9 protein-coding genes are annotated in these 12,162 nt (G+C 72.4%); 4 read left to right on the forward strand and 5 right to left on the reverse strand.

The features are described 5' to 3' along the window. Positions 1-23: 23 nt before the first annotated feature. Positions 24-632 (reverse strand): type 1 glutamine amidotransferase family protein, encoded by a 609-nt coding sequence (locus tag ACZ5NW_RS29250; protein ID WP_468746942.1) that lies wholly within the window; start codon positions 630-632, stop codon positions 24-26. A gap of 167 nt (positions 633-799) precedes the next feature. Between ACZ5NW_RS29250 and ACZ5NW_RS29255 the strand changes: the two genes are divergently transcribed. The 3 genes from ACZ5NW_RS29255 to ACZ5NW_RS29265 all read left to right on the forward strand — a co-directional run bounded on the left by ACZ5NW_RS29255 (position 800) and on the right by ACZ5NW_RS29265 (position 7,370). Then, positions 800-2,056 carry a cytochrome P450 gene (locus ACZ5NW_RS29255; RefSeq protein ID WP_468746943.1) on the forward strand — a complete coding sequence of 419 codons (1,257 nt, stop codon included), beginning with the start codon at positions 800-802 and terminating at the stop codon, positions 2,054-2,056. Between the two features lie 77 nt (positions 2,057-2,133). Continuing rightward, on the forward strand, positions 2,134-2,967 hold the full coding sequence (locus ACZ5NW_RS29260) for a lipase family protein (RefSeq protein WP_468746944.1): 834 nt from the start codon (positions 2,134-2,136) through the stop codon (positions 2,965-2,967). 23 nt (positions 2,968-2,990) lie between these two features. Continuing rightward, positions 2,991-7,370, forward strand: a complete 4,380-nt coding sequence (locus ACZ5NW_RS29265) for an AAA family ATPase (RefSeq protein ID WP_468746945.1) — start codon at positions 2,991-2,993, stop codon at positions 7,368-7,370. Positions 7,371-7,488: 118 nt separating this feature from the next. On the opposite strand, the gene ACZ5NW_RS29270 is transcribed toward ACZ5NW_RS29265, so the two are convergent. From ACZ5NW_RS29270 to ACZ5NW_RS29280, 3 genes are all read right to left on the reverse strand, one after another. Beyond that, positions 7,489-7,749 carry a hypothetical protein gene (locus tag ACZ5NW_RS29270; RefSeq protein WP_468746946.1) on the reverse strand — a complete coding sequence of 87 codons (261 nt, stop codon included), beginning with the start codon at positions 7,747-7,749 and terminating at the stop codon, positions 7,489-7,491. Next, positions 7,746-8,609: an isocitrate lyase/PEP mutase family protein gene (locus ACZ5NW_RS29275; protein WP_468746947.1), complete on the reverse strand. Its 864-nt coding sequence runs from the start codon at positions 8,607-8,609 to the stop codon at positions 7,746-7,748. Before ACZ5NW_RS29275 ends, ACZ5NW_RS29270 begins: the two co-directional genes overlap by 4 nt. A 176-nt stretch (positions 8,610-8,785) precedes the next feature. Beyond that, positions 8,786-9,202, reverse strand: coding sequence for a MarR family winged helix-turn-helix transcriptional regulator (locus ACZ5NW_RS29280; protein WP_468746948.1), 417 nt, complete (start codon positions 9,200-9,202; stop codon positions 8,786-8,788). Between the two features lie 150 nt (positions 9,203-9,352). On the opposite strand from ACZ5NW_RS29280, the gene ACZ5NW_RS29285 reads away from it, so the two are divergent. Beyond that, positions 9,353-10,876, forward strand: coding sequence for an MFS transporter (locus ACZ5NW_RS29285; protein WP_468746949.1), 1,524 nt, complete (start codon positions 9,353-9,355; stop codon positions 10,874-10,876). A 22-nt stretch (positions 10,877-10,898) separates the two neighbouring features. Here the strand turns inward: ACZ5NW_RS29285 and ACZ5NW_RS29290 are convergent, their stop codons facing one another. After that, positions 10,899-12,134, reverse strand: coding sequence for a nucleotide disphospho-sugar-binding domain-containing protein (locus ACZ5NW_RS29290; RefSeq protein ID WP_468746950.1), 1,236 nt, complete (start codon positions 12,132-12,134; stop codon positions 10,899-10,901). Between the last annotated feature and the right edge of the window lie 28 nt (positions 12,135-12,162).

A 12,162-nucleotide genomic window follows, 5' to 3' on the forward strand; every position in this document is an offset into this window, starting at 1 on the left:
CGCATGACCGCCGCTCCGGGACGTCAGCCCCGTACCACCTCGCCCGTGCGCACGGCACGCAGAGCGCGCTCGACGGTCTCCTGGTTCTCGCCGACCGGAGCCACATAGCCGAGCACATCGCGCACCGCGTCCTCCCCGAGCGTCCGCGCCAGCACCCAGGCGGCGAGGTACTGGGACGCCAGACAGCCGCCCGCCGTGGCGATGTTCCCCTCGGAATGGAAGGGCACGTCCAGCACGGTGACGCCGCACGCCTCGACGAAAGGCCGGCTCTTCATGTCCGTGCAGGCGGGCATGTCACCCAGCAGTCCGAGCCGCGCGAGCACCAGCGCGCCCGAGCACTGCGAGCCGATGAGCTGACGTGAGGGGTCGAGCGGCAGCCGGGACAGCAGCCGGTCGTCGGCCACCACGTCACGGGTCTTCACACCGCTGCCGATCAGCACCACGTCCGCCTCGGTCACGAAGTCGATCGGGCGCTGTCCGCTCACCTCGACGCCGTTCATCGAGGTGACGACCGGCGTCGGCGTCGTGATGAACGCCTCCAGGCCGTCCTTGCGGCACCGGTTGATGAGCGCCGAGGCGATGAAACTGTCGAGCTCGTTAAACCCGTCGAAGGTGACCACCGCTACCTGCATCACAACTCCTCACGTCACGTCGAACCGGGCGGCGACGACACGGCGGCCGACCGCCACGACGTGAGCCGGGGGCACATGCTAGCGCGCAGGTCAGGGGCGTCACAGAGCGTGAGTGATGCCGCGCACACGCGGACGGGGGCGGGCGGAGCGCGTGTTAGCGTCCGGCCGTGACTTCCCTGGAGCCGGACGTGTCCCCGCCGCTCGGACTGCTCGATCTGTTCGGCGACGGCTTCGTCCGCGACCCCTACCCCTGGCTGGACGCGCTGCGCGCACAGGCGCCGGTGCACTTCGATCCGGGCACCGGGCTCTGGCTGGTCAGCCGCCACCGGGACATCCGCCGTGTGCTGCTCGACCCGGACACGTTCCACCCCGACAACGCCCAGCACGCCGTCACTCCCCTGCCCGTCGCCGCGCTGCGGATCCTCGCCCGGGCCGGCGTCAGACTCGCGCCCGCGCTCGCCAACAACGGCACGGACAGCCACCCCGGACTGCGCCGCGTCGTCAACCGCTTCTTCAACGCCCGGCGCGTCGCGGCCGCCGTACCGGTGATCGAGAGGGTCGCCGACGAACTGCTGGCCCCGGCCCGGGAACGGCTCGACGCCTCCGGCAGCGGCGAACTCTTCTCCTCCTTCGCCCAGGTCCTGCCGTGCCGCGTGCTCATGGAGCTGCTGGGCATCGAGGACGTCTCCCCGGCCACGCTGATCCGGTGGAGCGATGCCTCGCTGGAGCTGTTCTGGGGCCGCCCCGCACCGGAGCGCCAGCTCGAACTGGCCGCGCTGGTGGCCGAGTTCCATCAGTGGCTGACCCGGACCGTGACCGACGGCCGTGCCTCGCCCGACTCGTTCATCGGCGCCCTGGCCGCGCACCGCCTGCCCGGCGGCGAGCCGCTCGACGTGGAGACCGCCGTCGGCGCCTGCTTCTTCGTCTTCATCGCCGGGCAGTCCACCACCGGACAGCTCATCGCCACGGTGCTGCGCAGGGCTCTGGCCGAGCCCGGCCTGTGGGCCCGCGCCGCCGGCGAAACCGGCCTGGCGGAGGCCTGGGTGGAGGAGGTGCTGCGCCGGGAGCCACCCGTCACCACCTGGCGCCGCGTCACGGCACGCCCGGTCGACCTGGGCGGCGTGCGGGTGCCCGCGGGCGCGCCGCTGCTGCTGATGCTGATGGGCAGCGGTTCGGACCCCGAGGTCTTCACCGCCCCCGAGGACATGTGCCCGCACCGGGACGACATCCGCCGGCACCTCGCCTTCGGCGCCGGCCGCCACCGCTGTCCCGGCGCCTCCCTGGCCCGCACCGAGGCGGCCGTGGCCCTCAGGGCCGCGGCCCGTCACCTGCCGGGGATCCGTCCGGCGACGGGGAAGGACAGCCCGCCGATGCTCGGCCTGCTGTCCTTCCGCGCCCCGTTGGAGGTCGCGGTGGAGCGGTAGCCTCCGCCCCGGGCGACGCGGCCCGCGAGATGCGAACTCCCCCCGTCAGGAGCAGCATTGAAGTACGGGAGGCTGCGATGACGGACGTCGTCGGAATCCATGGCATCGCGCAGCAGCAGCTCGGCCGCAACCAGTTGCTCGACGCCTGGACGCCCGCGTTCCGCGACGGGATCGAGCAGACCGTGGGCTTCGGCTCGAACCCTCCGAGTCTGGACTTGGTGTACTACGGCGACCTCTTCCTGAAGTCGGTGGAGAGGGCCAAGGGACCCGCTGTCCTGGACGAGCTGGACCCGGACTCCCTGCGCTTCCTCATCGACCTCCAGCAGGAGATCGTCGACCCCTCCGAGCCCACCGACCCGACGGTGGCCAGGAAGGGACTGAAGGAACTGCCGACGCCGGTGGCCAGGCTGGCCGCCTGGCTCGACAACCGGTTCTCGCTGTCCGGGAAGATCCTCTTCTTCGGCGACCTGATCCAGGTCCGCCGCTACCAGCGCGACGAGGACCTCGCGGCCGAGGTGTTCGAGCGGGCGAAGCGGCTCCTCGCCGCGCGCCCGAAGGTGCTGATCGGTCACTCGCTGGGGAGCGTCATCGCGTACGAGGTTCTCTGTCTGGTCCCCGACCACGGTGTCGGCACCCTGATCACTCTGGGATCCCCACTCGCGCTGCGCGGCGTGCGCGACGGGCTGCGTCCGTGCTCCCGGTCCCGCATCCCCGCGCTGCCGCCCGGTGTCGTCCGCTGGGTCAATGTCTACGACCCGCACGACGCCGTGGCCTGCGGCGGCGGCCTGCACCCGCACTGGACGGACGTGGTCGACCGTCTGGTCGGCAATGATGACGCACCGCACGCGGTCAACCGCTACCTGGGCAAGCGGGAGACAGGGCAGGCCGTGGTGGCGGGCCTCGCACCCTGACGGGCCCCGAAAGGTCGTGTGTCATGGCCGGCGACCGGGACGTCCTGCGGCGGACCTTCATCGCGATCGCCACCGGCACCTTCGACGCGAATGGCACCTACGGCGCTCTGGACGTGGAGGGCGAGGTGCGGACGCTGCGCGACTGGCTCTGCGACCCGGCCCTGGGCGATCGGCGCTTCGACCCGTCGGGCTTCGAGCCCCTGGCCCGTCAGCCGTCCGCCGACGCCATCAAGACCATGGTGACGGGCTATGTCGACGGCCGCCGCACGGCGTCGTTCCGATCCGCCGACGCGGTGGTGCTCTACGTCACCGGTCACGGACAGAGCCAGGACTCCACCCACTACACCGTCCTGGAACACAGCGTTCCGGACGATCTCCCCGCCACGGCACTGCGCACCATCGATCTGATCACCTGGCTGGCCGGGCACGACGCGCTCAAGCACGTGCTGCTGGTCATCGACCTGTGCGAGGCCGGTGACGTGGCCGACGAGGTGAAGGCGGGGCTGCGGCGCAAGTTGCAGCGCGGGTGGATCGCCCTGCTCACCACCGCGGCCGGCACCGACGCGAAGGTCGGGGCCTTCACCGACGCGGTGCGGGAGGCCCTGGCCGAGCTGCGGGAGGGCTCGGACCGCTACAACACCCCGCTCGAACCGTACTTGGATTCGAGCATCTTCATCCGGCACGTCATCGGTCGGCTCCGGGAGCGGGACCAGGACCTGGTCACCCTCGCCGACCCCTACGGCTTCTCCCACTGCCTGCCCAACCCCAAATACGATCCGACGCCGCGCGACCGGGTGGAGACCGAGCCGGCGCGGCAGGACCTCGCCGTGCTCCAGCAGGACATGGCCGCGCACTGGGGGCCGCGCGCCCTCGTCGTCCCGGCTCAGGACGGCACCGGCTGGGCCTTCGTCGGGCGGGAGCGGCTCATGGCGCGGCTCATCGCCTTCGCGACGGGACCGGCGGGGACCCTGGTGGTGGGCGGCAGCGCCGGCAGCGGCAAGTCGGCGGTCCTGGCCCGTCTGGTCACCTGTAGTGACCCCGCCTTCCGGGCGGCACAGGGCGCGTCGCTCGTCCCAGGTTCGTTGGTGCCGCCGGAAGGCGCCGTCGACATCGCGGTGCTGGCCACCGGGAAGACGCCGGAGCAGATCGCCGACCAGATCGCGGGCGCGCTGGGGGCCGTCGGGCGGGAACCCGCGCCGCTGCCGCCCGGCACGGCACGACTCGACGCGGTGATGGAGGCCGTCGAGTCCGCCCTCCGCCGACGCCAGGACCCGCCGACCGTCGTGGTGGACGCCCTCGATGAGGCCTCCGATCCGGCCGCGGTGGTCCTGTCGGTGCTCAAGCGGCTCAACCCGGCGGGTGAACGCCGTCTGCGCCTCGTCATCGGGGTCCGCTCGTCGGAGCAGGGCGAGGAGGGCGGCGCGCAGGCACAAGAGAGCGGTCCGGGCGGGGAGCTGGCGGACCTGGTCACCACGGCGCTGTCGGCCGACCGCGTCGCCGCCGACGCGGCGACGTACTGGGAGCCCGGCGACCTGGCCGCCTACGTCGCCCAGATCCTGGCCCAGGAGTCCTCGCCGTACAGCGGCCAGGAGGACCGGGTGCGCCGGGTGGCCGCCGCGGTGGAAGCCGGGGTCGGCCACTCGTATCTGCTGGCCCGGCTGGTGGCCGGCAGCCTCGTCGACCTGCCCCAGCCCATCGACGCAGGCGATCCGGCGCTGGCCCGGCTGGTCGAGGGCGGCGTGGCAGGCCTCCTGGAGCGCGACCTGGCGGCGACGCTCCCCGACCCTGCGGCCCGCATCCGTGCCGGGCTGCTGCTGTCCGCGTCGGCGCTCGCGTTCGGACGCGGCATCCCGTGGCGGGAGGTGTGGGCCACGGTCGCCGACGCCGTCGCGCCACCGGGCCACCAGGTCGGGGACGGCGACATCGAGTGGCTCATCGGGCAGCGCGTCGGGGGCTACCTGGTCCGTGACATCGAGGACGGCGTCACGGTGTACCGGCCGTTCCACGACGCGCTCCGGGCCAGTCTCACTCGCTACGTCAGCCCGGAACAGGCGGGGACGGGTTCACCCGGCCTGCACCTCACCGCCGAGGAGGCCCACCGGCTCATCGCCCGCCGTCTGCTGCCCCTGGCCCACAGCGAGCAGTGCCGGCCTCCCCCGCCGTACGTACGCCGTCACCTCGCGGACCACGCCGCGGCGGGCGGCATTCTGGACGAGACCGTCCTCACCGCTCAGTCGCTGCCGTACCTCGACGAGACACGGCTGTCCCGGCTGCTGCGGCTGACCGAGGCGCCCCCGCAGTCCCCGCTGTGGCTGCTGCTGAGCGCATGGCGCGGCATCCGGCACCGGTGGTCGTGGGACAACCCCGACGCCAACGCGGCGGCGCTGGACATGGCGCTGACCACAATCGGAGGCCGGGCCCCGGCACGGCCCACGCCGGCCACGGCGCCCGTCTGGCGGCCCCGGTGGGCGGAGTGGTCGTGGGGCGGGACCGTCGTCAGCAGCGAGGAACGCGGGCCCGCCACGCTGGCGTTCGGCACGGTCGCCGGGCGAGCGGTCCTCGCCGTCGGTGAGCGCAGGCGGGTCAGGCTGTGGGACGCGGCCACCGGACAGGCGATCGGGCTGCCGTTCGACGCCCCCGATCTGGTGCGGGCGGTGGCGATGGGCACCGTTCAGGGCGCACCGGTCGTCGTGGCGGCCCTCGACGCCGAGGACCTGGGCCTCCCCGTGTGGGACGCCGAAACGGGGCTGCTGCGGTACGAGTTGCCCACGCGGGGCGACCGCCTGCGCAGCATGGCATTCGGAGAATTGGCCGGCCGGCCGGTGATCGCCGGGGGCGGAGATCACGGACGGCTCCGGCTGTGGGACGCGGCGCGCGGTGTACCCGTCGGCAAACCGCTGGGCCGGGGCGCGCCGATACGGAGCGTCGCCGTGACGACCGAGGCGTCGGGGCACTGTCGTGTGGCCGCAGGCCGACAGGACGGCCGGGTCGAGCACTGGACCCTCACGGGTGAGTCGGTGATCCACGGGCCTGTGATCGACGCCGGGGCCGAGGTGAACGCCGTGGCGTGGGCCCCCGACAACGCCCTGGCCCTGCTGGCGACGGCCACCTCAGCGGGCTTCGCGCGGCTCTGGCTCGCCGACGCGGCGTATCCCGCCGGACCGCCGTGTCATCGCGAGGCGGAGATCCGCGACGTGGCCCTGGGCGAAGTCGGCGGAGTGCTGTACATGGCGACGGCGAGTTTCGACCACGCCGCCGTGCTGTGGGAGCCGTTCACCGGCGATCCCCTCCCTCCGCTGCCCCATCCGCTGAGCGTCCACCAGCTGGCCTTCGGCGAGGTCGACGGTCGGGTGATGCTCGCCACGGCGTGCGCGGACGGCATCACCCGTCTGTGGGATCCCGTCAGGCCGTCCGGCGCCCGGGCCGCCCAGCGCGACCGGATCAGCCAGGTCGCCCTTCTGCGTCACGGCGATTCCGTCTCTCTCACGGCGGCCGGGCACAACGGCCGGTTCTACGTCTGGTCGGCGCGGCACGGAGCCCTGGTGGCGCAGGACGTGGTCCCGGCGGGAGCGGGGTTCCGTTGGGCCAAGGGGCCGGAGCCCACGGCCCATGTCGTGCCGGGAGTCGTCGACGGCCGGCCGCTGCTCGCCGTCGACTTCGTGGGCAACGTACGGATCCACGACCTCACGGAGCGCTCCGGGCGCCTCCCGGTCGTCGCGGAGCACAGCTATCCGTTCGAGGGAGCCGTCGGGCCGCCCCACGCCCTGACCCTCGACGGGAACCGTATGCTGTTCGCCCTGGCGGCCGGCCGTCGCCGACCGGTCGAGCTGTTCGACCTGCGCCGCCCCCGGACCGTCACCAGGCTCCGGTCCAGCAAGGACGCACGCGTCGTCGCATTCCTGTCCGGCCGCGAAGGGCCGGTGCCGGCCGCGGTCTTCGCCGAGCACGTGCACCTGTACGACCCGGACACCGGTCGCCGCCGCAGTGCCGCGATTCCGGTCCCGCCATGGACGACGACGCTCGCCCTGGGCACCGTCGACGGCACCGACGTCCTCGCGATCGCCGAGACCGGGGGCGTCCGGCTCCGCGTGACCGCGACCGGCAGACCGTTCGCTCCGCTCATTCCCATGCCCAGCGTGCCGAGGTGGATCGCCTTCGCCCGTGTCGACGAGCGGGACGTGATGCTCACCTCGCACTTCGCCACCGTGCGCGTCTGGGACCCGGGAACCGGGCGGCTGATCTCCGAACTGCGCTTCGGTACGGGCATCGCATGCGTCGACGCCCAGCCCCTGCCCGACGGCGGCCTGCTGGTGGCGGTCGGCGGTCCCGGCGTCGCGGTGACCGAACTGCACGACGATCCGTCCGCGCCGGACGAGTCGAGCGCGTCGTCGGTCGGCGGCTGAGGCTCGTCCCTGGGGGCGATGCCAGGCACAGTCCACCAATGGGCCGGACAGCGCGGCAGGCGGCGACCGAACGCCCCGCCTCGGACGTCCGGCCACCGCACGAGCAGCGCCCGGGTACCTAATCGTCGTCGCGCGGTCCCACGGCGCCGACCAGTGCCTGCATCATGTCGACGGCGCTGCCGTCGTGATCGCTGCCTGCCGTGCCGCTGCTGCCCTGCTGGATGTTGGCGGCGCGGTCGATCTCCAGGACGGAGTCCGCGTGCGAGTTGTCGATCACGGTGATCAGGCTGCCCTCGGCGGCCGCCGGGACCGCGGCCGCGCCGAGCAGGGCGGCGGCCAGCGCGGTCGCGGTGCCGAGCCGGAGACCGGGGTGGCTCACACGCCCACCCGCCCGGGCTCGCCGCGCAGTCGGGCGATGTTGCGTTCCAGCAGTTCGGTCGCGGCGCGCACCCCGACGCCGTCGGCCGCGTCGACGTCGGGCAGGCGGCCGTCCGCCCGCTTGAGTCCGGCCAGCGCGGCGTCCATCGCCTCGTGGGCCGCGAACAGGCAGGGCGTGCTGTAGATCGCCACGTCGACGCCGAGCTCGGTCAGTTCGGTCAGGGACAGCCGGGGGGACTTGCCGCCGGCGATCTGGTTGAACAGCAGGGGCTTGTCGCCCACGACGGAGCGGATCCGGCGGATCCACTCGACGCTGCGCACGCCGTCGACGAGGACCACGTCCGCGTCGGTGGCCGCCAGCGTCCCGGCCCGGTGCAGGATGTCCTGCTCGTCGGTGGCGTCGGTGCGGGCCACCACGACCAGGTCGCGCCGGGTGCGCAGCACCATGTCCAGCTTGGCGAGGTACTCGTCCAGCGGCAGCACCTGTTTGCCGTCGGCGTGGCCGCAGCGGCGCGGCCGTTTCTGGTCCTCCAGGATGACGCCGGAGGCCCCGATCCGCTCAAGGCCCTCGACGACATGGCAGGCGACCTCCGGGTCGACGTACCCGTCGTCGATGTCCACCAGCAGGTGGTGCCGCGGGAACGCGCCCCGCAGCCGCTGGACGAACGCCACCATGTCCGGCCAGGCGATGAAACCGATGTCGGGCAGCCCGTAGTACGAGGCCGCGAAGCCGAATCCGGAGACGAACATGCCGTCGTAGTGCTCGGCGGCGATCGACGCCGAGTACATGTCGTAGACGCCGATCAGCGGGGTCGTCCCCGGACGGGCGATCTGTTCCCGCAGCTTGTTGCCGTAACTCAACGTCCGGGTCCTCCAATGAGGTTGAGGGGAGACACAGCGCGCGGGAGTGCCGTACAGAGATGGCACCCCTTTGCCAAGCCAAAAGCCTCTCGTTACCGAGGCATGACTCTCCCCCTGGGCGCGCCTGCCTCACCCCAATGGCGCAACCGGTTCACCGGAGAAACGTCACTGGGACGTCAGTACGGGAAGACGACCGTCAGCAGGCGGAAGAGTTCGGCGCGCTCCTCGTCGGACAGCTGGTCGAGTCCGGTCTGCGTCTGTTCCATCCGCTCGCGGATCGTGTCGATCGCCTTCTCGCCCACCTCGGTGAGGGCGACGTTCTTCACGCGGCGGTCGGTGGCGCTGACCTCGCGATGGACCAGGTCACGCTTTTCGAGTCGGTCGATGATCCCCGTCATGTTCGACGCGTCGCAGGAGAGGGTGTGCGCGAGCGAGCGCATCGAGGCGGGCGCGCGGCGCAGCACCGAGAGGGTCTTCGCCTGGCTGGCGGTGAGGCCCATGTCAGCGGCGGCGGCCGTGAAGTCGGCGTAGTGCGTACTGACCGAGTGGGCGAGCAGCTCCATGAGCTGCGCCTTGGACGGGGTGGCGGGCATACGTCGAGGGTACCGCGAAAGCTTGAGTATCCCAACCTTTGACATTCACCAGCTCTTATTGTTTGATGTCCTCAAGTATCGAGTACCTCAAAGGTTTGGACCCTCGACCATCGTTGGTCCTCGGCCGCCCTTCGAATCGGAAAGAACACCGTGAAGTCCTCCCTTGCCACCGCGCCGGAGCGCCGCACCGGCAGCCTCACCCTCGTTCTGGTGCTGGGCCTCGCCGCCATGGTCGTGTCGATGATGCAGACCCTGGTCGTCCCGATCCTGGGCATCATCCAGAACGACCTCGGCGCCACCACGGCCCAGGTCAGCTGGGTCACCACCGCGACACTGCTGTCCGCGGCGGTCTTCACGCCGCTCCTCGGCCGCCTCGGCGACCAGCACGGCACCAAGCCGACCCTGCTCGGCGTGCTCGCGCTGATGGTCGCGGGATCCGTGCTCGCGGCGAGCACGAGTTCCATGCTGCTGCTCATCGTGGCCCGTGTGATGCAGGGCGCCGCCACCGCGATCTTCCCGCTCGCGCTGTCCGTGCTGCGCGCCGAGGTCGAGCCCGCGCGCCTGCCCGGCGCCATGGCCCTGGTCAGCGGAACGCTCGGGTTCGGCAGCGGCCTCGCCCTGGTGAGCGCCGGGCTCCTGACCCAGGGTTCGCACCCCGACTACCACCAGGTCTTCTGGCTGGCCGCCGCCCTCGCCACCGCCGCCCTCATCGCGGTCGCCGCCGTCGTCCCCGCGCCGCGTACCCGGGCGGGCGGGCGTACCGACTGGCTCGGCGCCGCCGGCCTCGCCCTGGTGCTCGTTCTGCTTCTGCTGCCCATCTCGCAGGGGCACACCTGGGGCTGGACCTCGGCCCGCACGCTCGGCCTCTTCGCCGGTGCCGTCGTCATGACCGTGGTCTGGGTCCTCGTCGAGCGCCGGGTCAGCGACCCCCTGGTCGACATGAAGATGTTCGTCCACCGCCCGGTGCTGTTCACCAACCTCGCCGGACTGCTCGTCGGATTCGCCATGTTCTCCCAGTTCATCGGCGTCTCCTACCTCGTCCAGACTCCCTCCGAGATCGCCGGTTACGGCTTCGGCGCCTCCGTCCTGCGCGCCTCCGTCGTCTACCTGCTGCCCTCCACCCTGGTCTCGCTCGTCGCCGCTCAGTTCGGAGGCGTGCTGGTACGCCGCATCGGCGCGCGTCTCACCCTCGCCACCGGCGCCGCCTTCGGCGTGATCGGTTTCGCCTGGCTGACGCTCGCCCACGGCACCACCGCGTCGGTGATCCTGGCCGGCATGGTCGTCGGCATCGCCATCAGCTTCGGCTACGCCGCGATGCCCGCCCTGATCGTGGCCGGCGTCCCGCACCACCAGACCGGCATCGCCAACGGCATCAATTCCATCTCCCGCTCCACCGGCAGTGCGATCGGCAGCGCGGTCATCACCTCCCTGCTCGCCTCCAAGACGCTCGACAACCTGCCTCCCGGCGTTCCCGCCCTGCCCGCCGAGAGCCAGTACACCCTGAGCTTCGCCCTCGCCGGCATGGCGTTCCTGCTGGTCATCGGCGTGGCCATGCTCGGCCTGGCGATCCGTCGCAGCACCCCCTCGCCCGCCGCCGACACATCCGCCGCGGTCACGCCCGCCGCGTCGCAGGACGGCGAGACCACGCCCGAACGCACGGCCGCCACGGTCTGAGTGCGCGCGGTGCCGCGGGGTGTCAGCCGAGCTGATGCCCCGCGGCCAGGTCCGCGAGAGCGGGGACGATCTCGGACGGGGCCGGCTGGGCCAGCATCTCCTCGCGCAGGCGGGCGGCGGCCGTGCGGTGTTCGCCGTCGACGAGGAGCTTCTGCGCGGCGGCCTTGATGGTGTGGGGCTCGGTCTCGTCCGACGCGAGCGCGATGCCCGCACCGGTCCGCGCCAGCCGTTCGCTGACCAGGCCCTGGTCGGCGACCTGAGGAACGGTCAGCTGCGGGACGCCGTGCAGGGCCGCGGTGAGGGTGGTCCCGGCGCCCGACTGGTGGATGATCGCGTCGCAGCTCGGCATGATCAGCTCCAGTGGCATGCCCTCGACGATCCGGGTCCGGGCCGGGAGCGTGGGGATGCGCGCGGCGTCCGCCGGTTTGACGGCGACGACGATGTCCACGTCGAGGCCGGACAGCGCGTCCAGGATCCGCGGCACCAGGAAGGACGCGTCGCCGAGGAGCGCGGTGGCCGCCGAGCCCCAGGTGACGCAGACCCGGGGCCGGACGGGGGGCTCGGACAGCCATGAGGGGGCCACCGCGGAGCCGTTGTAGGCGGTGAAGCGCATCGGGGTCCGGTTCGGCACCCCGGGGAGCTGGATGCTGGCCGGGCAGTTGTCGAGCGTCCGCACGGCGACATCGGCCCGTGGCTCGGCGCCGTACCGCTCGTAGAGCGCGGACAGTTCGGCGGGCCAGGCGGCCCGGGGGTCGTCCCGCGCGCTGACCCCGCAGCCGGGCATGACGATGTTCCGCGTCATGTCCGGACCCCACAGATGGCGGACGAGAGGCGCTCCCGCCGTGGCCGCCGCGAGCGGGGCGCCGTAGACCAGCGGATCGGAGATCACGAGGTCCGGCCGCCAGGCGCGGGCGAAGGCGACCAGGTCCCCGGCGATGTCCTCGGCCGCCCTGATGTGCGGGACCATGCGCAGGCCGAGCAGGGTGCGCCGTATCTCCGGGCGGAATTCCCCTTGCGCGTTCCTGTTGCCGGGCCGGTCCAGTTCCTGCCGGGTCCGCACGAGGTCGGCGATGCCCGCGTCGAGGTCGTACCCGCCGCCCACCGTGACGGCGATGGCACCGGTACCGGTCACCGCGCCGACGAGGGACGGGGGTACGGCGATGCGGACATCGTGGCCGGCCGCTCTGAACGCCCAGACGAGGCCGACCATTTGGTAGTAGTGGCTCGCCCAGGCGTACGGCGTGAACAGAACGCGCACGAGAACTCCCCTGTCGCTACTCGGCTGT

The organism is Streptomyces sp. NPDC032126, assembly GCF_055580085.1.